Raw genomic sequence first — 19,914 nt, forward strand, 5'->3', positions numbered from 1 at the left:
ACGCACGGCTGCCATCACGTCCTCCGCTGGGGATCGACGATGTCGCGCAGGCCGTCGCCGAGGAGATTGAAGCAGAACACCGCGATCATCAGCGCAAGGCCGGGGAACAGCGCGATCCACCATTCGCCTGACACCATGAAGCCCGCGCCTTCGGCGACCATGATGCCCCATTCGGCGGTCGGCGGGCGGACGCCGAGGCCGATGAAGGACAGGCCGGCCGCGTTGAGGATGGCGTAGCCCATGGTCAGCGACATCTGCACGATCATGATCGGCATGATGTTCGGCAGGATGTGCACCAGCAGGATGCGGAATTCGCCGTTGCCAGAGAGACGTGCGGCCTGCACGAAGCCGGCATTGCGGCGGACATTGGCCTCGGCGCGCGCGACGCGGGCATAGAGCGGGAAGTTGACGATCGCGGTGGCCAGGATGATGTTCTGCACGGTGTTGCCGAGCGCGGCGACGATGCCCATCGCCAGCACGAACAGCGGAAAGGCCATGATGGTGTCGGCGATGCGGCCGACGACGCGATCGGTCCAGCCGCCGAAATAGCCGGCCGCAATGCCGGCAAGGCCGCCCATCAAGAACACCAGCGTAACTGACGCAATCGCGATGAAGAAGTCGAGGCGCGTGGCGACGATGACGCGGCTGAAGATGTCGCGGCCCAGCTGGTCGGTGCCGAACCAATGCGCCGCCGACGGCGGCTTCAACGCAGCCGCGGTGTCCGAAGCGAGCGGATCGTACGGCACCACGTAAGGGCCGAACAGCGCAGCGAACACGATGATCAGGAGCAGCGCAAAGGCAAAGCCCGTGACCTTGTTCTCGCTGAGGACGTAACGGGTCTGCTCAAGCACCGCGACGAGGCCTGACGTGCGGGCGGGGCCGACAGGTTCAACAGCAGGCGCAACGGAGCTCATAGCCTAGCCCTCCAACCGCACGCGCGGGTCGATCACGCCGTACAAAATGTCGATGATCAGATTGAGCAGCACGTACATCACCGCCATGGTCAGCACGAAACCCTGCAGCGGCGCGAAGTCGGAGGAGATCAGCGCTTCCACCGCGTAGGAGCCGATGCCCGGCCATGCGAACACTTTCTCGACCAGCACGTTGGCCCCCAGCAGGAACGAGAACACCATGCTGAGCGTGGTGATGACCGGCAGCATCGCGTTGCGGAACGCGTAGGTGACGATCACGGTTGCCGGCGACAGGCCGCTGGCGCGCGCGGTGCGGACGAATTCGGATGCGAGCACCGCGAGCATCGACGCGCGCGTCATGCGCGCGATCGGCGCCAGCGAGAAGATTGCGGGCGTCGTTGCGGGAAGAATGAGCTGGCTCAGCGCCGAGCGGAACGCCTCGAGATCGCGCGCGATCAGGGTGTCGATCAGATAGAAGCCTGTCACCGTCGGCGGCGCGCTGTAGAACACGCCGAGACGGCCGAGCGGCGCCGGCGACCAGCCGAGCCGGAAATAGAAGACATAGACCAGCACGAGGCCGGTGAAGAACACCGGCAGCGACACGCCGGCCGTGGTCGTGATCCGACAGAGATGGTCGATCCATGATCCCGGCCGCGTTGCCGCGAGCACGCCGAGCGGAATGGCGATCGCAACGGACACGAAGAGGCCGAGCAGCGTCAGCTCGGCCGAGGCCGGCAGTCGGTTGCGGATCTCGGTGGCGACCGGCTGGCCCGTCGTCAGCGAGTTGCCGAAATCGCCATGCGCGAGATCGTTGGCATAGCGGAAGAACTGTTCGACCAGCGGCTTGTCCAAGCCGAGCTTCTTGCGGATCTGCTCGACGGCTTCCTTGGTCGCGGCGGGGCCGGCGAAGTAAGCCGCGGGATCGCCCGGCAGCGCGCGCGTCAGCAGGAAGGTGACGATGACGACGCCGATCAGCGAGGGAATCGCGAACATCAGGCGCTTGCCGATCATGGTCAGCATAGCAACCTCCTTCCGCATTCCGATTGGGAACAAGCTCGCACGGCTTGCGCCGCTGCGCCCCCTCTCCCCTTGTGGGAGAGGGTTGGGGTGAGGGGTAGCGACAAGCGAGATCGGAGTTCGTGGCTACCCCTCACCCGTCTCGCCGCTACGCGGCGAGCCACCCTCTCCCACAAGGGGAGAGGGAATGAGAGAGGCGTGCGCACCTCACTCATGACCCCTTACCCCTTCGCCATCGCGCGATAATCCAGCCGCCGGTGGAACCAGTACTGGTAGCCGCTGACGTTCTTCTGCATCGCGACGTTGACGAAGGGCTGGTAGAGCGGGATGCGCGGGACGTCGGCGAAGGCGAGATCGACGAAACCCTTCACGTCGGCATCGTAAGCGGCCTTGTCGCCGGTGGCGGCCGCCGTGCGCGCACCGTCGATGAACTTGTCCATCGCCGCCGACTTGTAGCTCATGGTGTTGAAGACGGAATTGTTGCCGTGATAGCACCAGTAGAAGAAGTACTCGGGGTAATCGAGCCAGCCCGAGAAGACGTTGGTGAAGAGCGGCATCTCCTTCTTGTTGAGCTCGGTGCGCCAGTTGGCGCCGGGCACCTTGTTGATGGTGGTCTTGATGCCGAGCTGGGCGAGGCTCTCCTGCACGAGGACGCAGAGCGGCTCGTTGACGCCGGCGAAGTTGAGATCGAACGAGATCGTGGTCTCGAAGCCGTTGGCGTAACCGGCTTCAGCCAGCAGGGCCTTCGCCTTCTCCATGTCGGTGTTGTACTTGTGCGGCTGCGGCCAGGCGACTTCGGTGGCCTTGTCCTTTGCGCCGAACATGGGATTGCCGAGACCGAACAGCACGGCGTCCATGATCTTCTGGTACGGCAACGCATAGGCGATGGCCTGCCGCACTTTCGGATTGTCGAACGGCGGCTTGGTGACGTTCATGCCGATATACTGGATGCCGTTGGAGAACGGCAGCGACACCACGTTGAGCTTGCCGTTCGCCTTCATCTCCTGGAAATCCTTGAACGGCAGCTCATAGGAGATGTCGGCATCGCCGCGCTCGAGCAGCGCACGGCGGTTGCCGGCCTGCGGCACCATGCGCCAAATCACGCGCTTGATCTTGGGAAGCGGACCGCCGACCCAATCCTCATTGCGCTCCATGATCACTTCGGTGCCGGCGGTCCACTTCGTGACCTTGTAGGCGCCGGAGCCCGCCGTCTGCTGCTTGGTGTATTCGAGGCCCCAGGGATCCTTCTCGCTGGCGTGCTTCTTCACCAGCTCGGAATTGACGATGCAGGGCACGATCACGGCTAGATCGGGGATCGTCAGCTTGTCCTTCTTCAGGAAGTCGACGCGCACAGTGTGATCGTCGACCACGACGAATTGCTCGGCCTTGGTGAGCGAACCCGCGCTCATCTGGAAGGTCGGGAAGCCGCCGACGCTGACGGCGCGGTCGAGCGACCATTTCACGTCTTTCGCGGTAACAGGCGCGCCGTCGTGGAATTTGGCGTTCTTCTTCAGCTTGAAGGTGACCGACATGTCGTCGATCTTCATGTCGTCGGCGAGCTCGCCCTTGAACTTGTCACGGTCGTAATAGGGCACGCCGCCAGGACCGCTCTTCATCTCGTGGCTGATCAGGCGGTCGTAGCAATTCCAGGAGACTTCATAGCCGGGCACGTTGGTGCCGATGCCATGGATGTCGAGATTGTTGGGGCCGCCTTCCGAGACGATCAGCAAGGTCTCCGAGCGGGCATCGGCCTTGGCCGAGGAGATCACGGACGGCATGGCCGGGAGCGCCGCGCCAGCGGCCAACCCGGAAACGGATTTGAGGAAATCGCGGCGCTTCATGAAATCGCTCCAACACAAAGTTTTTGGCTGGAACTGGATTCGCAAGGTTTGTGCCAAGGCTTAACGGAAGACTAAAGTCCATCTAAGTCGCTGATATCACAAGTTATTCCTGTTCTCAGCACTCTGCACCGCAACGCGCAATTGCATACAAAGACGCACAATTGCGTAAAACTTAGGCTGATCGACTTTGAGGGATCATTATGGAGGCAGCCGCCGGCGCTCGCCCCGGCCCCAGAGTCATTCCGGGGCGATGCGCAGCATCGAACCCGGAATCCATCGGGCGGCAGAACGCGCGGCACAATGGATTCCGGGCTCGCCGCTGCGCGGAGCCCCGGAATGACGGAGGGGGCACTCAGTTGGGCCAGATCAACTCCTGCAGCTCAACCAGATCATCCGCCCGCTCCTGCCAGCCCTCGATGCAGATGTGGCTGTTCAGGTCGCTGGCGCGGTGCAGCAGCATCAGGGCCATCAGGCGGCGCTTGAGGGTAAAATCCAGTGTCGTATAGCCAAAGCCTTCGAGCAGGCTCTTCACTCTGCCCGGACGGCCCGCCGCCATGAAGGCGCTGGGGCCGAGCAGATCGTAATCGCGCCACCCCGTGAGCACGTCGCCGAAATCGAACAGGCCGCCGAGCGACCATTGGCCGTCGTCACAGGCGAGCACAAAGTTCTCGGGGATGTATTCACCGATCAGGATCACCGGCGGCGCGTCCATCGGGATCAGCTTTGCGGCATCGCGCAGGAAGTCGTCGAGGCCCTCGAGGAATTTTGGTGCGAGGCCGAGACGCTCGTGCCGCGCGCGGCAAGCCTGCATCTGCCGGCGCAAGAACGCGTCCCAGCGCGGCTCGATATGCGCGAGCGGTCCAAGCGGCGCGCGCTGCACGCTCGCAATGGTCTCGCCGATCTGGCGCAGCAGCCGCTCCTTCTGCGGCTCCGGCAGTGATGGCCAGACCTCCGAACCCAGCGTGCCGGCAAGGCGCGTGATGACGAGATAGGGCCAGCCGTCGCGCATCCCCTCCGCGACGATCTCGGGGATCGGCAGGTGCAGACGGCCTTTGAGCTGCGCCAGCGACGCGCGCTCCGAGACGAATTGCGCTGCGAGCAGCGGCGGAAAGATCTTCAGGATCAGCGTCTCGCCGAGGCCGACCACGAGATTGGTGCCGGTCGCAAACACATGCGGCGAGCCGGCATCGAGGCCATGGCTACGTGCGATGTCGAGGGCGATCGGCAGCCATTGTGAGGAATCGGAGCGAAAGGCGCGGAAGCTTGCGGCGTCGGCGAGGTGAGGCAGCTGTTGCGACTGCGTGATTGTCATCTGCACTCGCGTATCGAATGCAGGGGCAACTTTGGTTGACTCGGTGCGAGCCAAGGAGACGGTGCACCTCTCCCGCTTGCGGGGGAGGTCGGCGCGAAGCGCCGGGTGGGGGCTCTCTCCACGTGGGGACACTCTCCGCAGACTTCAGACAATCCCAACGTGGAGAGAACCCTCTCCCCAACCCTCCCCCGCAAGCGGGGGAGGGAGCGCACCTCGTTCGCAGCGGCGGCGAGACCTAATCGCAACACACCCTACCGCTCGGGACTGGCGCGCTCGAACTGGCGCAAGAGCTTGTTGCCGCGCTCGACGGCGGAATCGAGCGCTGATTGCGCGCTCTTGTGGCCGGCGAAGGCCTGCTCGAGCTCGTCCTCGATCACGCCGCGGATCAGGACGAAGGAGCCGAGCCGGATGCCCTTGGAGTTCTCGGTCGGCGGATTGAGCGTGATCTGCTCGAACGAGATCGCCGAGCCCGGATTGCGCTCATAGAAGCCTTGCGAGCGCGTCAGCTCGAAGGCTGCGCGGGTCACGGGGAGATAGCCGGTGTTCTGGTGCCAGGCGGCCTGCACGCCGGGCTGGGACAGATAGGCGAAGAAGCGCGCCACGCCCTTGTATTCCTCGCGCGGACGGTCGCGCAGCACCCACAGCGTGGCGCCGCCGATGATCGAGTTCTGCGGCGCGCCCTTCACGTCGGGCCAATAGGGCATCATGCCGTAGCCGATCTCGAACTTCGAATTGGCCTTGATGTCGGCGCGCGTCGCCGAGGAGCCGATGAAGATGCCGCACTCGCCCTTCTGGAAGCGCGGCTCGGCCGACTGCCCACGGCCGCTATAATCGAACAGCCTGGTCTTCTGCCACTCGCTGAGCGCCGCGACGTGATGCACCAGCCTCGGATTGTTGATGGTCAATTCCGCATCCAGCCCGGCGAAGCCGTTCGCCCGGCTCGCGACCGCGAGGTTGTGGAAGGCGGCGAAATTCTCGACATGGATCCAGGACGGCCAGGACGTGGTGAAGCCGCAAGCAGCGCCGCGGTCGCGCAGGCGCTTGGCGGCCGCTCCCAGTTCCGGCCAGGTCTTCGGCGGCGCCTCCGGATCGAGGCCGGCGTCGCGGAACATGGTCTTGTTGTAGTACAGGATCGGCGTCGAGGAATTGAACGGAAAGGACAACAGATTGCCGGCCGCATCGGTGTAATAGCCGGAGACCGCGGGCAGGTAATCACTGAGCGAGAACGGCTCGCCCTGGTCCCGCATCAGGCTGAACACCGGATAGATCGCGCCCTTGGCCGCGGTCATGGTGGCGGTGGCGACCTCGTTGACCTGGACGATGGCGGGCTGGGTGCGCGAGCGGAAGGCGAAGATCGCGGCCGTCACCGTCTCGGTGTAATTGCCCTTGTAGACGGGCACGATGCGGTAATCGGATTGCGAGGCGTTGAAGTCGGCGGCGAGCTTTTCCAGCTGCCGCCCGAGCTCGCCGGACATGGCGTGCCACCAGGCGATCTCGGTGGCGGCCCGCGCAGGGGCGGCCAATGCGAGGGCCGCAAAGGCGGCAACGAGCTGCAAAAGGCGCAAGGCTGACATCAGGATGGCTCTTCCCAGGCCGCGGCGACGACGAGGCGGCTGTCCTGCTTAAGGCCCGGCATTGGTCGTTTCAACCGGGAATGAACGCCGGCCGCGCCGCACAATCAGCCCGCTGGCCGGGGGCGGGATGGGACTTCCTCTTAACATCTGCTGCAGCCCCGTTCCAATCGGAATGGGTTCTAAATTATTAATTTGACGGGTTTTCTTTACGCGAACCGGTATCTACTTCGCTTGAAAACGCTTTAGATTGCATTGAACCTTTTCCTTCCGCCATAGACTCCACCACTGAGGGGTTGAGTGTGCCAGTGTTGAGCCGTGCCGAACTCTCGCGGACCGGGGTGGTCTTCGTCGCGCTTCTGCTTGCCGCAGTCTCGTCGAGCATGCGCGCGACGAGTGCGGTTGCGCGCGAATTTCGCGCCGCCGACACCCAGGCCGAGGACTACCCGACCGTCCAGGCGCTGCGCTACATGGGCGCCCTGATCGCCGAGCGCACCAAGGGCCGCCACGAGATCAAGGTGTTCCACTCCCGCCAGCTCGGGGAGGAAAAGGAGACGATCGAGCAGACCCGGGCCGGTGCGATCGACCTCAACCGGACCAATGTCGCCCTGATCGGCAATTTCGTCCCGGCGATGAACGTGCTGGCGATGCCGTTCCTGTTCCGGTCCATCGAGCACATGCAGAAGGTGCTGGACGGAGCTGTCGGCAGCGAGATCCTCGGTAGCTTCGAGCCCTACGGCTTCGTCGGGCTCGCCTTCTACGATTCGGGTGCGCGCTCGATCTATAACGGGGTCCGCCCGGTGAAGACCATCGCGGACCTCAAGGGATTGCGGATCCGCGTGCAGCAGTCGGAGTTGATGAGCCAGATGATGCGCGCGCTCGGCGCCGAACCGGTCGAGCTGCCCTACGGGCAGGTGCTCACCGGGCTTGCCAACCATCTGATCGACGGCGCCGAAAACAACTGGCCATCCTTCGTGACCACGAACCATTACAAGCATGCCGGCCATTACACGCTGACCGAGCACACGATGAGCCCGGAGGTGCTGGTGATCTCTCTGAAGGCCTGGAACAGCCTGTCGGCGGAGGAGCAGACGATCTTTAAGGAGGCCGCGCAGCGCTCCAGCCGGTTCATGCGCGAGAAGTGGCGCGACCTCGAGGAACAGTCGCAGCGCAAGGCGCAGGAAGCCGGCGTCACCATCATCAGGGACATCGACCGCAAGCCGTTCGAGGACGCCATGGCCGCAATCTACGCCAAGGCCGCGCGCGACCCCGCGGCGGCCGCGCTGATCGAACGGATTCGCAAGGTGGAGTGAGGCCTGTTGGCTGCGCTTGGACATAGCGATCACGCGGACAAGCCACCCGGCCCGATCGGGCAGCTGCGCGCGCGCATCGTCGGCCTCTTACGGGCGGTGCCGATCCGCTGGCGCATCCTGTCGATCGCCGCGCTGAACTCCGCCGTGGTCGTGGTGCTGGTGGCGATGATCTGGAACGGCGCCAAGGTGCTCGGCTCGGCCTGGGACGATGTGCGCCAGGTGCGCGAGTCCGACCGGATCCTGGCGCTGCTCGAAAGCGAGACCGGGCGGCTGCAGAACCTGATCCACCGCTACATCAACCAGCCGAGTCCGGACCTGTTCGCCGAGATCCTGTTGCTGCGCGAGGCGGTGCTGGGCACGCTGACCAATCGCGCCGCCAAGGACCCGATGCTATCAGGCTCGGTCGAGGAGCTGGAGCGCACCACCGACCGTTTCCTCAACGGCTTCGGCGAGCTGCGCAGCGTGCAGTCCACCATCGCCAAGACCTATGAGGAGCAGGTGCAGGGCCCAGCCAGGGACATGGCGGGCCTCTACTCCATCATCGAGGGTGCCACTGGCCATCGCGACGCGCTGATCTGGCCCTCGCTCGGCAAATCCCGCGAAGCCTTCACCGCGATGCTGGTCGCGGCCAATTCCTACTATCTATCGCAGTCGTCGGGCGCCGCCGACGACGCGCGCCGCCATACCGAGACGATCGAGAGGACCATCCCGGTCATGATCGATCTCGCCGACAACGACCTGCAGAAGATGGCCTTGCGGCGGCTCGCGGCCCGCACCGCCGCACTTCGCGAGGGTTTTGCAAAGCTCTCCGAGCAGCTTGCGAGCCGCACCGAGCTGCTCCGCAACACCATCGACGCCAGCCAGGCCGAGGCGATCGGCGCCATCGACGACCTCTCGACCAAGATGCGCCAGCGCGAGCAGAAGGCGCAGGAGGTGTTCGACCGCACGCTGGCGGATATCTCACGCCGGGTGCTGTCGATCGCGGTGATCTTCCTCGGCATCATCCTCACCGCGGGCGTCCTGATCGCGCTGTCGATCCGCCTGCCGCTGCAGCAGATCATGACCGCGATGCGGGCGATCACGCTCGGCGACCTCGACCGCGAGGTGCAGGGCACGAAAGCGCGCGACGAGGTCGGGGCCATGGCACGCGCGGTCGAGGTATTCCGCGAGAACGCGATCGCCAAGCGCCGGACCGAGGACGAGCTGCGCGCGTCCAAGGAAAAGGCCGAGAGCGCCCTGCTCGAGCTCAACACCGCGCAGCAGAACCTGATCGACGCCGAGCGGCTGGCCGCGCTCGGCGGCCTGGTTGCCGGCGTCGCGCACGAGGTCAACAACCCGATCGGCATCAGCCTGACGGTGGCTTCGAGCTTTGCCCGGCGCACCGAGATTTTCGAAGCCCAGCTCAAGGGCGAGGGTGGCCTGCGCCGCTCACAGCTGGAGGAATTCGTGCAGTCCTCGCGCGACGCCTCGCAGCAGCTCGTCGCCAACCTGACCCGCGCCGGCGAGCTGATCCAGTCGTTCAAGCAGGTCGCGGTCGACCGCTCCCATGCCGAGCGGCGGCAGTTCTCCTTAAGCGAAGCCACCGACCAGATCATCGCCAGCCTCAAGCCGGTCCTGAAACGCTCGCCGATCACGCTGGAGGTCGACGTCCCCGAGGGGCTGCTGCTCGACGGCTATCCCGGCTCCTACGGCCAGATCCTGACCAACCTCTTCCTCAACGCCGCCAACCACGCCTTCGCCGACGGCCGCGCCGGCCGGATCGCGATTTCGGCGCGGCCGCGCGGCACCGAGGACATCGAGATCAGCTTCTCCGACGACGGGGCCGGCATGACCCCGGACGTGCAGCGCCAGGCCTTTGACCCTTTCTTTACCACCCGGCGCAATGAAGGCGGCACGGGACTTGGCCTTCATATCGTCTATAACCTCGTCACCCAGCAGCTCGGCGGCCGGATGATGCTGGAATCCAAGCTGGGACAAGGCACTACTTTTCGCATTATCATGCCCCGCGTCGCCAAGGGCGGCGCGCAAAGCACAGAAAGTGACGGATCTTCGCAATGGCCGAACAGGACGATGTCCTCCACCTGATCGACGACACCGGTACCGCGTCGGAGGACAGCAACGCCCGGAAATGGAAGATCGCCGTCATCGATGACGATCCGGCCGTGCATGACGGTACGCGTTTCGCGCTGTCGGACTACAGCCTGAACGGCCAGAGCCTGGAGATCCTGTCGGCCTATTCCGCGGCCGAAGGGCGCAAGCTGATGGCCGAGCACCGCGACGTCGCCGCCGTGCTGCTCGACGTCATCATGGAGACCGACGTCGCCGGCCTCGAGCTGGTCGAGTTCATCCGCAACGAGATCCGGAACGAGACCGTGCGCATCATCCTGCGCACCGGCCAGCCCGGCCAGGCGCCGGAGCGGCGCGTCATCGTTCAGTACGACATCAACGACTACAAGGCCAAGACCGAGCTCACCGCCGACAAGCTGTTCACCTCGCTGACCGCGGCGCTGCGCTCCTATCAGCAGCTCGAGCGCATGGTGCAGACGCGGCGCGGGCTGGAGATCATCATCGATGCGGCGTCCACGCTGTACGACTTCAAGTCGATGCAGCGGCTCGCCGAGGGCGTCCTGACCCAGCTCGCTTCGCTACTCAACGTCGATTGCGCCGGCATCCTGGTGCTGCGCGACAATGGCGGCATCGATCCCGAGCTCTCGGTGCTCGCCGGCAGCGGCTGCTACAGCCGCTTCATTGGCACCACCTCGTCGAAGGCGCTCGACCCCGAGCTGCGCGAGATGGTGGAGGCCGCGTTCCAGCGCCGCAAGAACGAGTTCGCCGACCATCGCAGCGTGATCTATTTGCGCACCGGATCGGGCCGCGAGGTCGTGGTGCTCCTCCAGGCCGAGCGCGAGCTGTCGGAGACCGACCGTTCGCTGGTCGAGATCTTCTCCTCCAGGCTCTCGATCGCCTTCGACAACGTCATCCTCTACCAGCAGCTGCAGGACGCCAATACCCAGCTGGAGGACCGCGTCGCCCAGCGCACCCGCGCCCTGATGCAGGCCAACCGCCGCCTCTCGGCGCAATGGCTGCGGTTGCAGCGCGCCAACGGCTTCAAGAACGAGATTCTCGGCACCGTCGCGCACGACCTGAAGAACCCGCTCGGCGTCATTCTCGGGCGCACCGAGATGCTCAAGGAGCTGATCTCGACCGGCGCCTCGGAAAGCGGGGTCGTCGCCCAGGTCGACCACATCCGCGACGCCACCAAGCGCCTGACCACGATGGTCGATCATTTGATCTCGGACGCGATGGCCGATGCCTTCGACATCACCATCCGCCGCGAGCCGGTCGACGTCGCCGCCCTAGTCAAGGAGGTCGCCGAGGCCAACCAGCCGCTCGCGGTCAACAAGCAGCAGGCGATCAGCGTCACGGCGCCGCCCAACATCGTCACCATGTGCGACACCGACCGCATCCGCGAGGCGATCGACAATCTCATCAGCAACGCCATCAAATACTCACCGATCGGCGGCAAGATCGACGTCACCGTGGTCCACGAGGGCAGCGACACCATCGTCAGCGTCAGCGACGAGGGCGCCGGGCTGTCGCCGGAGGACCTCGGCCGGCTGTTCGGCCGGTTCCAGCGGCTGTCGGCCAAGCCAACCGCCGGGGAGAGCTCGACGGGACTTGGGCTCTCCATCGTCAAGCGTATCATCGACATGCACGGCGGCGAAGTGACCGCCGAGAGCGAGGGCCCCGGCAAGGGCTCGACCTTCACCATCACCCTCCCCGCGACTGAAATGCCGTGATGCCAAAGCCCGTGATGCAAAGCCCATGATGCAAAGACCATGACCCAAAGCCAGCACATCATGATCGTCGACGATGAGGCTCCGGCCCGGGAGATGGTCGGCGATTACCTCAAGATGCACGGCTTCACCGTGACGCTGTGCGACGGCGGCAAGTCCTTGCGCGCCGCGATCCAGGGCAGCATGCCTGATCTCGTCGTGCTCGACCTCAACATGCCCGAGGAAGACGGGCTCTCGATCATCCGCGACCTCAAGAGCCGCATCAACGTGCCCGTCATCATGCTGACGGCGACCGCGAGCCCGATCGACCGCGTCGTCGGCCTCGAGCTCGGCGCGGACGATTACGTGGCGAAGCCCTGCGAGCTGCGCGAGCTGATGGCGCGCATCCGCTCGGTGCTGCGGCGGAGCGGGCCGGCCAAGGCGGCAGACGCGCCGGCGGCGAAGTCGGACAAGGAGCAGCTGGTGCGCTTCGGCACCAAATGGCTCGACCTCGAAGCGCAGGCCTTGCGCGACGACGAGGGCAACGAGCATCCGCTGACCGCATCCGAGTTCGGGCTGCTCAAGGTGTTCGCGGCCAATCCGAAGCGCGTGCTGTCGCGCGAGCGCCTGCTCGAGCTTGCCAACGCCCGCGACGCCGAAGCCTTCGACCGCGCGGTCGATCTGCGCATCATGCGCATCCGCCGCAAGATCGAGCCCGACCCGGCCAAGCCTGCCGTAATCCGCACCATCCGCGGCGGCGGCTATCTGTTCTCGCCGCAGGGCGAGAAGGCGTAGGGCGAGCGGCACAACCCGCTCTGCCGTAGCCCGGATGGAGCACAGCGCAATCCGGGGGTGCTGTAGCCGCGGATGGAGTTGCCCCGGATTTCGCTGCGCTTCATCCGGGCTACGAGATTATCGCCCCCGGGACGACAGCGGTAGGTGCGGCGCGACCAAACGCAATCCTCCTAAATTCGTTCCGCGGCGCGCCCGTCCGGCCCCGAATCCCCACCCCCGTATTTTCCGTACGTTGAAATCACAAGGTTTTTTGCCCCGAATGTTTCGTCGCACCCTGTCCGGCGAAACAATTTGACGGCGCACGAAACCATTTTCCGCTTTTCGTGCAGACGTCCCGAAACGTTGGCTCATTAACACTTTGACCCAAGGAAACGCCGCTCGGTTGCGGCGCTACGGGGAGCCAAGTCCATGCCGAACGTCATTGCCATCAACGCCCAAGCCAGCCAGAGCATCATTGCCGCTCAGGCGACCTCGGACGACATGCTCCTCGCAAGCATTGCCGACGGCAACCGGACGGCCATGCACATCCTTTACTGCCGGCACAATGTACGGGTGTACCGCTTCATCCTGCGCATCGTGCGCGACGCCACCACGGCGGAAGATCTGGTCAGCCAAGTGTTTCTGGACGTGTGGCGGACCGCCGGCCAATTCCAGGGCCGCTCGCAGGTGTCCACCTGGCTGCTCTCGATCGCCCGCTTCAAGGCGCTGACCGCGATGCGCCAGCGCCGCTTTGAGGACATCGATCAGGAGGACGTACGTCAGATCCCTGATGGTTGCGACACGCCGGAGACCTCGCTCGACCGCAGCGACACCAGCGCCATCCTGCGCGCCTGCGTGCAGAAGCTGTCGCCGGCGCATCGGGAGATCATCAACCTCGTCTATTACCACGAGAAGTCGGTGGAGGAGGTCGGCCAGATCATCGGCATCCCCCAGAGCACGGTGAAGACGCGGATGTTCTATGCGCGCAAGCAACTCGCCGATTTGCTTAAGGGCGCCGGCGTCGACCGTTTCGCCGCTTAACAACAATGTTTTCAAGGGGATAGGACCTCCGTTTTGGCCCTCTCCCCGGACACGGAAGCGTTACCACTGACGAAACAATTGAAACAAACGACAACATCAGGCGGAAAAACTTCCCCTCTATAAAGCTCCCATACGGTTTCGTTAAACCTCCCAAAACCTCCAGCGACCCGGACGATGCCCCGTCCGGGTCGTTTTTATTTGGGCCTGAGCGGTTGCCGGCTCCGCGGTCGGTGCGCTCCCTCCCCGCTTGCGGGGGAGGGCTGGGGAGAGGGTGTTTCCGCAACGGGGCACTCCCCCCAGAGGAAAGAACCCTCACCCGCCGCACTCTGCGAGTGCGCCGGCCTCTCCGGCAAGCGGGAGAGGCGGGAGCCCGCGGCCACCGTGCTCTGCAAAGCAACAGCCCCCGTCACGAAGCCGTGACGCTGCGTAACGACCGCCCCACCGCACGCGAACAGCCCTCGTGACCTCCCTCACGAGTGCCTCATGCTCGACCTGCTCTTTGCTCTCCTCGCCGGCATCCTCACCATCGCCGCGCCCTGCACGCTGCCGATGTTGCCGATCCTGCTCGGCGCCTCGATCGGGCGCGCGAGGCATCTGCGACCCGCGATGATCGCGCTCGGCTTCGTCTTTTCCTTCTCGATGGTCGCGCTGGCGCTCGGCGCGATCACGCGGGCCTTCGATTTCGATCCGAACGTGCTGCGCGAGGCGGCAGCGGTCCTGCTGCTCGGCTTCGGCCTGTTGATGCTGTGGCCGGCGCCGTTCGAATGGCTGTCGCTCCGGATCAACGGCTGGCTCGATCTCGGCAACATCGGCGCCACGCAGCGCGACGGCGCGCTCGGTGGGCTGATCCTCGGCACCACCTTGGGACTGGTCTGGACGCCCTGCGCAGGGCCCGTGCTCGGCTCGATCCTGACGCTGGTGGCGACATCGAAGAACGTTGCCTGGGCCGGCACGCTGCTGGTCGCCTATGCCATTGGCGCTGCGATCCCGATGCTGGGAATAGCCTACGGCGGACAGGCCGCGACCACGCGCGTGCGCAGCCTGGCCCGGATCTCGCCGCGGCTGCAGCAGGGCTTTGGCGTCGTCGTGATCGGCTTCGCGGTCGCCGCCTATTTCCAATACGACACGCTGATCGTGGCGTGGCTCACCGGCTTCTACCCCACCGGCCAGATCGGCCTGTGATCCCCCTCATCTTCACCGGAGGACACTTTCCATGACTCTCAAGCTGCTCGCAATGTCTGCTGCACTGATCGGCATCACCGTGACCGGCGCCGTGATCCCCGGCATCTGCGACGAGGCCGCACGCGCCGCGCCTGTCGTCACCGCCGCCGCGAACCAGCAGGCCGCGCCCGACTTCACCGGCATCACCAACTGGTTCAACTCGAAGCCGCTTCATATCGCCGATCTCCGCGGCAAGGTCGTGCTGGTCAATTTCTGGACCTATGGCTGCGTCAACTGCGTCAACACGCTGCCGCATGTCACCGGCCTCTACGCCAAGTACCGGGATCGAGGCCTCGTCGTGGTCGGCGTGCACACGCCGGAATTCCCGTTCGAGCGCTCCGCCGCCAACGTGCAGGCCGCGCTGAAGCGCCATGGCATCACCTATCCGGTGGCGCAGGACAATGAGTCCAAGACCTGGAACGCCTATCGCAATCAATATTGGCCGGCGCAATACATCGTCGACCAGAGCGGCAAGATCGTGTTCCAGCACGCGGGCGAAGGCAGCTATGACGAGATCGACCGCACGGTGGCCAAGCTGCTGAACGCGAGCAGCTGACGCCGCACGGTCATCGCGCGGCGGGCTTCAATTGTCGCCCTTGTTGCTTGACTCCACCGAGCCGTCCGTGGAGTTTCGCAACCGACGCAATCAGCCGCCCGCAATGGACGCGACCACCAGCACCGACATCCGCCTTCGTGAAGGTTCCTCGATCGCGCAGCGGCTGGTCGTGGCCGGCTGTGCGGCTGCCGTCGCACTCTGCTTCACGCCGGGACTGTTCACGAAGGACGTCCTGGAAATCGCGATATCGTCCGTGGCGCTGCTGGTGGGGGCCGGGTTCGTCGTCGGCATCATGATGGCGCCGGCGGTGGTGTGGATCATCACGCCGGACGAGATCCTGATCGGCCGGCAGCGGCCGTTCGGAAAGCTCCGGACGCGCCTCGTCGGCAAGGACGAGATCGCCGCGCTACAGGTCCCCGGCAGCAAGCGGGTGAAGGCCCGCTTCCAGCTCGTCTTCACCCTGGCCTCGGGCGAGCGGCTGACCTCGCCGCCGATTTCCGATGTCACCCATGTCCGCGACACCGTGGCGTGGATCGCGGCGCATTTCGACGTTCCCAATGTCGAGGCGCCGAGCAACCCGCTCGATGCCAGCAATCCCGAGATGCATCTCGGCGAGCCTCTCGAGGCGTTTCCTGCACGGGAGATCCGCATCGTCGCACTGATCGCGGTGGCTTTGTCCGCGGCCCCCTATGCTTACAAGCTGTGGCGCGGCCTCTCGCCGAGCCATGTTGATATCCTGCTGCTGCCGCTGGGCGCGATCGCCGCATTCGCCGTCTATCGCTATGCCAACCTTGCGACTGGCGCGTTCTGGATCATCGGGCCGAACGATATTCGCGTCGAGCGCCTGTGGGGCGACGGCAGCCTGCGCGCCGACCGCATCGCCGGACCCGACGTGAAAACGATCACGGTCGAGCGCCGCGGCCGCTCCGAGGACGAGCATTGCATCGTGGTGATCCGGCTGCATTCGGGGCGGCGGTTTCGCAGCCCCCGCATCGGCTCGCGCGTCGAAGCCCGCGCCGTCGCGGCGGAGATCGTGCGGCGGCTCGGGATCCCGGCGGAGAGCAACAAGATTTAGCTGGCGCAAATTGTCGGCCTCGATCTCACCACGCGTTCGATCTAAGCCTCTCCCGCTTGCGGGAGAGGTCGCCGCGTTCCGGGCGATGCGAGCATCGTCCCGCGCAGCGGGTGAGGGTTCTATCCTCTGGGGGAGTGTCCCATTGCGGAAGCACCCTCTCCCCAACCCTCCCCCGCAAGCGGGGAAGGGAGCGCACCCCGCCCAGCCGCACATCCTATGCTTTTCGCGCCATCCCCTGTTCGTGGCATTGCGCCGGGCCCGTCAAAAAACCAAAGCATTCTCGTGACATGCCAGGACGGCGCGCCATCAACTTGCCATGAACTTGCCCCTCAGGTTTGATGGTTCCGAATAATTTGCGCTGTGTGGCAGCGGGGAGAGCTTGAATGACGGATTTTCGTCGCCTGACCGGGATTTTCGTGGCTGCGATGGGACTGGTCCTGTCCACGCCGCACGCCTTCGCCCAGCAGCCGGACCGCGGCGACGAGCCAGGCCTGATCGCCGATGACGGATACCAGCTCGATCCGGAATGGCAGAAGCAGGTGGTCTACTTCCGCACCACCGAGCCGCCGGGCACGATTATCGTCTCGACGGCCGAGCGTCACCTCTATCTGGTGCAGCCCGGCGGGCGCGCGATCCGCTATGGCATCGGCGTCGGCCGCGACGGTTTCCAGTGGCAGGGGCTGGTGACCATCACCAACAAGAAGGAGTGGCCGGACTGGACGCCGCCGCCGGAGATGATCCAGCGCCAGCCCTATCTGCCGCGCTTCATGGCCGGCGGACCCGGCAATCCGCTGGGCGCCCGCGCCATGTATCTCGGCACCACCGTCTACCGCATCCACGGCACCAACCGACCCGACACGATCGGCACCAAGGTGTCGTCCGGCTGCTTCCGCCTAGTCAACGCCGACGTCGCCGACCTCTACGATCGCGTCCCTGTCGGCACCAAGGTGGTCATCCGGCAGAAGCCCGAGCTCTAAGGTTCATGATCCCGGCATGATTGCTTCGGACGGCCGCAGCGTGCCTTGCGCCAACGCGGTCGTCCGGATCCGGATCATGCACTCCGTCCTCGCCTGATTCCTTTTCCCGATTTTTCGAGAGAGCAACATGATGCGCACTTTTCGTGGCGGCCTGCTGATCGGGGTCGCCATCGCCGTGCTGGTCGCCATCGGCGCGATCATTTACGAGTTTTACGACACCCGCACCCTGAGGCGCACGGTTCGCCGCGGCGAGGTGCTGTGCGGCGTCAACAAGGGCCTGCCGGGCTTCTCGATCCCCGACGACAAGGGCAACTGGACCGGCTTCGACGTCGATTTCTGCCGCGCGGTGGCCGCTGCGATCTTCAACGACCCCGGCAAGGCGAAGTTCGTTCCGCTCGACGCCAACGAGCGTTTCAAGGAGCTGCAGAGCCGCAAGGTGGACATCCTCTCGCGCAACACGACCTGGAGCATGGCGCGCGAGCTCGACTACGATTTGTATTTCCCGGCCGTGGCCTATTACGACGGCGTCGGCTTCATGGTGCCGCGCACGCGCAACAAGGAGACCTCGCTCGACCTGGCAGACAGCAAGGTCTGCGTGCAGAACGGAACCACGACGACACTCAACGTCGCCGATTACTTCCGCATCAACAACATGAAGTATGAAGAGGTGAAGTTCGATAACCTCAACGACGTGGTGAAGGCGTACGACACCGGCAAGTGCGACACGTTCTCCGCCGACGTTTCTCAGCTCTATGCTCTCAGGCTGAACCTGACGAAGCCCGGCGACCACATGATCCTGCCGGACATGATCTCCAAGGAGCCGCTCGCCCCCGTGGTGCGCCAGCGCGACGACGACTGGATGATGATCGTGAAGTGGACGCTTTACGCGATGATCAACGCCGAGGAGCTCGGCGTGACCTCGGAGAACATCGACGAGGCCTTGAAGTCGAAGAAGCCGGAGGTGATGCGCCTCGTCGGCACCGAAGGCCGTTACGGCGAGCAGCTCGGCCTCACCAAGGACTGGGCCGCGCGCATCATCCGCCACGTCGGCAATTACGGCGAGATGTATGATCGCAACATCGGCGAGAAGTCGAAGTTGAAGATCCCGCGCGGCATGAACCAGCTGTGGAACGCAGGTGGCGTGCAGTACGCACCGCCGATGCGGTAAGGGGTGTCTCCGGGGAACGTCGTAGGGTGGGTTAGCCTTGCAATTGCGCTAAGCGCAATTGCTCGGCGTAACCCACCATGCTTCCGCGTTTGCCGGACGAAGATGGTGGGTTACGCACTGCAGATGCGCTTCGCGCTTCTGCAGTGCTAACCCACCCTACGAGAGCATCTCAATACCCCCGCGACTTGGCCAGCTGCTCGGTGTGATAGTTCGCGTCGCCGAACAGCTCCTCGCAAACGCGGGCGCGCTTCATGAAGAAGCCGATGTCGAACTGGTCGGTCATGCCCATGCCGCCGTGCATCTGCACGCCTTCCTGCACCGCGCGCGTGGCGGTGGTGCCGGCGCGCGCCTTGGCGACGGCTACGGCGGGTGCGGCCTTGACGACGTCGGCATCGAGTGCCTGCAGCGCCTTCATGGTGGCAGCACGGGTGATCTCGATGTCGATGTAGAGCTCGGCGGCGCGATGCTGCAGCGCCTGGAATTCGCCGATGAGCTTGCCGAATTGCTTGCGGCTCTTCAGATACTCGACGGTGCGGCCAAACACCTCGTCGCTAAGGCCGACCATCTCGGCGGCGACCGCGCCGCGGCCGATATCGAGCACGCCATCGAGCAGGCCGGCCGCCTGGTCGACCTCGCCGAGCACGCTGTCGGCGGTGACCTCGACATTGGCGAACTCGATCCGCGCCGCATTGTGCGCATCGACCATGATGGTGCGCTCGATCGCAACGCCCTTGGCCTTGGGGTTGACCAGGAACAGCGTCAGGCCCTCGCGCTCGCCGGCAGAGCCCGCGGTGCGCGCGGCGACGATGAGGAGATCGGCGACATGACCGTCGATCACCAGCGCCTTGGCACCGGAGAGCTTGAAGCCGTTGCCGGCGCGCACAGCCTTGAGGCTGGTCTGCAGCGGGCGATGCTTGGCGCCCTCGTCGATCGCGAGCGTCGCGAGCAGCGAGCCGTTCGCGATCTTCGACAGATATTCCGATTTCTGCGCGGCATTGCCGCCGCGGGTCAGCACTGATGCCGCCACCACTGACGTCGCGAGGAAGGGCGATGGCATCAAGGTGCGGCCGATCTCCTCCATGATAATTCCGGCTTCGACGAAACCGAGATCGCTGCCACCGAACTCTTCCGGCACGAGCAAGCCGGCAAACCCCATCTCGGCGAAGGAATGCCAAAGATCCTTGGAGAAGCCGGTGGGGTCCTTGCTGTCGCGCAAGTGGCGCAGGTGCGACACCGGCGCCTTGTCGCTGATCAGCCCGCGCGCGGAGTCGCGGAGCATGGATTGTTCTTCGGTGAGGACGAGGGCCATATGCGTGTTTCCGATTCGAAATCTATCTGGTTCGTCATTCCGGGATGCGCCG

The 19,914-nt window shown here is 64.8% G+C and carries 16 protein-coding genes; 10 read left to right on the forward strand and 6 right to left on the reverse strand.

Annotated features, from left to right (window positions below; genetic code table 11):
- Window positions 1–14 precede the first annotated feature (14 nt).
- From I6F28_RS22850 to ugpB, 5 genes are all read right to left on the reverse strand, one after another.
- The gene (locus I6F28_RS22850; RefSeq protein WP_225141179.1) at window positions 15–914 is read right to left on the reverse strand and encodes an ABC transporter permease; all 900 of its coding nucleotides are present in this window, start codon (window positions 912–914) and stop codon (window positions 15–17) included.
- Between the two features lie 3 nt (window positions 915–917).
- The gene (locus tag I6F28_RS22855) at window positions 918–1,931 is read right to left on the reverse strand and encodes an ABC transporter permease (protein WP_225141181.1); all 1,014 of its coding nucleotides are present in this window, start codon (window positions 1,929–1,931) and stop codon (window positions 918–920) included.
- A gap of 218 nt (window positions 1,932–2,149) precedes the next feature.
- The gene (locus I6F28_RS22860) at window positions 2,150–3,769 is read right to left on the reverse strand and encodes an ABC transporter substrate-binding protein (protein ID WP_225141183.1); all 1,620 of its coding nucleotides are present in this window, start codon (window positions 3,767–3,769) and stop codon (window positions 2,150–2,152) included.
- A 352-nt stretch (window positions 3,770–4,121) separates the two neighbouring features.
- Window positions 4,122–5,081 carry an aminoglycoside phosphotransferase family protein gene (locus tag I6F28_RS22865; protein ID WP_225141185.1) on the reverse strand — a complete coding sequence of 320 codons (960 nt, stop codon included), beginning with the start codon at window positions 5,079–5,081 and terminating at the stop codon, window positions 4,122–4,124.
- A gap of 251 nt (window positions 5,082–5,332) precedes the next feature.
- Window positions 5,333–6,655, reverse strand: a complete 1,323-nt coding sequence (ugpB, locus tag I6F28_RS22870; protein WP_197424430.1) for a sn-glycerol-3-phosphate ABC transporter substrate-binding protein UgpB — start codon at window positions 6,653–6,655, stop codon at window positions 5,333–5,335.
- A gap of 299 nt (window positions 6,656–6,954) precedes the next feature.
- Between ugpB and I6F28_RS22875 the strand changes: the two genes are divergently transcribed.
- The 10 genes from I6F28_RS22875 (at window position 6,955) to I6F28_RS22920 (ending at window position 18,553) form a co-directional block, all read left to right on the forward strand.
- A complete protein-coding gene (locus I6F28_RS22875; RefSeq protein ID WP_346656743.1) occupies window positions 6,955–7,965 on the forward strand; it encodes a TRAP transporter substrate-binding protein in 1,011 nt (336 codons plus the stop codon).
- A gap of 54 nt (window positions 7,966–8,019) precedes the next feature.
- Window positions 8,020–10,050, forward strand: a complete 2,031-nt coding sequence (locus I6F28_RS22880; protein ID WP_192893386.1) for a sensor histidine kinase — start codon at window positions 8,020–8,022, stop codon at window positions 10,048–10,050.
- Entirely contained in the window at window positions 10,020–11,765 is a 1,746-nt protein-coding gene (locus I6F28_RS22885) for an ATP-binding response regulator (protein ID WP_109142153.1), read from the forward strand. Before I6F28_RS22880 ends, I6F28_RS22885 begins: the two co-directional genes overlap by 31 nt.
- Before the next feature lie 39 nt (window positions 11,766–11,804).
- Complete coding sequence (locus I6F28_RS22890) at window positions 11,805–12,536, forward strand: response regulator (protein ID WP_036020286.1); 732 nt, start codon at window positions 11,805–11,807, stop codon at window positions 12,534–12,536.
- 408 nt (window positions 12,537–12,944) lie between these two features.
- On the forward strand, window positions 12,945–13,556 hold the full coding sequence (locus tag I6F28_RS22895) for a sigma-70 family RNA polymerase sigma factor (protein ID WP_036020284.1): 612 nt from the start codon (window positions 12,945–12,947) through the stop codon (window positions 13,554–13,556).
- A gap of 483 nt (window positions 13,557–14,039) precedes the next feature.
- Complete coding sequence (locus I6F28_RS22900) at window positions 14,040–14,738, forward strand: cytochrome c biogenesis CcdA family protein (protein WP_225141188.1); 699 nt, start codon at window positions 14,040–14,042, stop codon at window positions 14,736–14,738.
- Window positions 14,739–14,769: 31 nt separating this feature from the next.
- Window positions 14,770–15,333, forward strand: coding sequence for a thioredoxin family protein (locus I6F28_RS22905; protein ID WP_036020278.1), 564 nt, complete (start codon window positions 14,770–14,772; stop codon window positions 15,331–15,333).
- A gap of 103 nt (window positions 15,334–15,436) precedes the next feature.
- Window positions 15,437–16,408 (forward strand): hypothetical protein, encoded by a 972-nt coding sequence (locus tag I6F28_RS22910; protein ID WP_225141190.1) that lies wholly within the window; start codon window positions 15,437–15,439, stop codon window positions 16,406–16,408.
- Window positions 16,409–16,791: 383 nt separating this feature from the next.
- Window positions 16,792–17,385, forward strand: a complete 594-nt coding sequence (locus I6F28_RS22915; protein WP_057028489.1) for a L,D-transpeptidase — start codon at window positions 16,792–16,794, stop codon at window positions 17,383–17,385.
- A gap of 130 nt (window positions 17,386–17,515) precedes the next feature.
- Window positions 17,516–18,553 carry an amino acid ABC transporter substrate-binding protein gene (locus I6F28_RS22920; RefSeq protein WP_036001959.1) on the forward strand — a complete coding sequence of 346 codons (1,038 nt, stop codon included), beginning with the start codon at window positions 17,516–17,518 and terminating at the stop codon, window positions 18,551–18,553.
- A 169-nt stretch (window positions 18,554–18,722) separates the two neighbouring features.
- Here the strand turns inward: I6F28_RS22920 and I6F28_RS22925 are convergent, their stop codons facing one another.
- Window positions 18,723–19,862, reverse strand: a complete 1,140-nt coding sequence (locus I6F28_RS22925; RefSeq protein WP_225128425.1) for an acyl-CoA dehydrogenase family protein — start codon at window positions 19,860–19,862, stop codon at window positions 18,723–18,725.
- Window positions 19,863–19,914: the final 52 nt, after the last annotated feature.

This window comes from Bradyrhizobium sp. NBAIM14 (assembly GCF_020193895.1).
Taxonomy (GTDB): Bacteria; Pseudomonadota; Alphaproteobacteria; order Rhizobiales; family Xanthobacteraceae; genus Bradyrhizobium; species Bradyrhizobium yuanmingense.

What these genes read in the sequence shown, in the direction of transcription:
- I6F28_RS22850 (WP_225141179.1), bottom strand. Translation starts at nt 914, where the DNA reads ATGAGCTCCGTTGCGCCTGCTGTTGAACCTGTCGGCCCCGCCCGCACG.
- I6F28_RS22855 (WP_225141181.1), bottom strand. Translation starts at nt 1,931, where the DNA reads ATGCTGACCATGATCGGCAAGCGCCTGATGTTCGCGATTCCCTCGCTG.
- I6F28_RS22860 (WP_225141183.1), bottom strand. Translation starts at nt 3,769, where the DNA reads ATGAAGCGCCGCGATTTCCTCAAATCCGTTTCCGGGTTGGCCGCTGGC.
- I6F28_RS22865 (WP_225141185.1), bottom strand. Translation starts at nt 5,081, where the DNA reads ATGACAATCACGCAGTCGCAACAGCTGCCTCACCTCGCCGACGCCGCA.
- ugpB (WP_197424430.1), bottom strand. Translation starts at nt 6,655, where the DNA reads ATGTCAGCCTTGCGCCTTTTGCAGCTCGTTGCCGCCTTTGCGGCCCTC.
- I6F28_RS22885 (WP_109142153.1), top strand. Translation starts at nt 10,020, where the DNA reads ATGGCCGAACAGGACGATGTCCTCCACCTGATCGACGACACCGGTACC.
- I6F28_RS22890 (WP_036020286.1), top strand. Translation starts at nt 11,805, where the DNA reads ATGACCCAAAGCCAGCACATCATGATCGTCGACGATGAGGCTCCGGCC.
- I6F28_RS22895 (WP_036020284.1), top strand. Translation starts at nt 12,945, where the DNA reads ATGCCGAACGTCATTGCCATCAACGCCCAAGCCAGCCAGAGCATCATT.
- I6F28_RS22900 (WP_225141188.1), top strand. Translation starts at nt 14,040, where the DNA reads ATGCTCGACCTGCTCTTTGCTCTCCTCGCCGGCATCCTCACCATCGCC.
- I6F28_RS22905 (WP_036020278.1), top strand. Translation starts at nt 14,770, where the DNA reads ATGACTCTCAAGCTGCTCGCAATGTCTGCTGCACTGATCGGCATCACC.
- I6F28_RS22910 (WP_225141190.1), top strand. Translation starts at nt 15,437, where the DNA reads ATGGACGCGACCACCAGCACCGACATCCGCCTTCGTGAAGGTTCCTCG.
- I6F28_RS22915 (WP_057028489.1), top strand. Translation starts at nt 16,792, where the DNA reads ATGACGGATTTTCGTCGCCTGACCGGGATTTTCGTGGCTGCGATGGGA.
- I6F28_RS22920 (WP_036001959.1), top strand. Translation starts at nt 17,516, where the DNA reads ATGCGCACTTTTCGTGGCGGCCTGCTGATCGGGGTCGCCATCGCCGTG.
- I6F28_RS22925 (WP_225128425.1), bottom strand. Translation starts at nt 19,862, where the DNA reads ATGGCCCTCGTCCTCACCGAAGAACAATCCATGCTCCGCGACTCCGCG.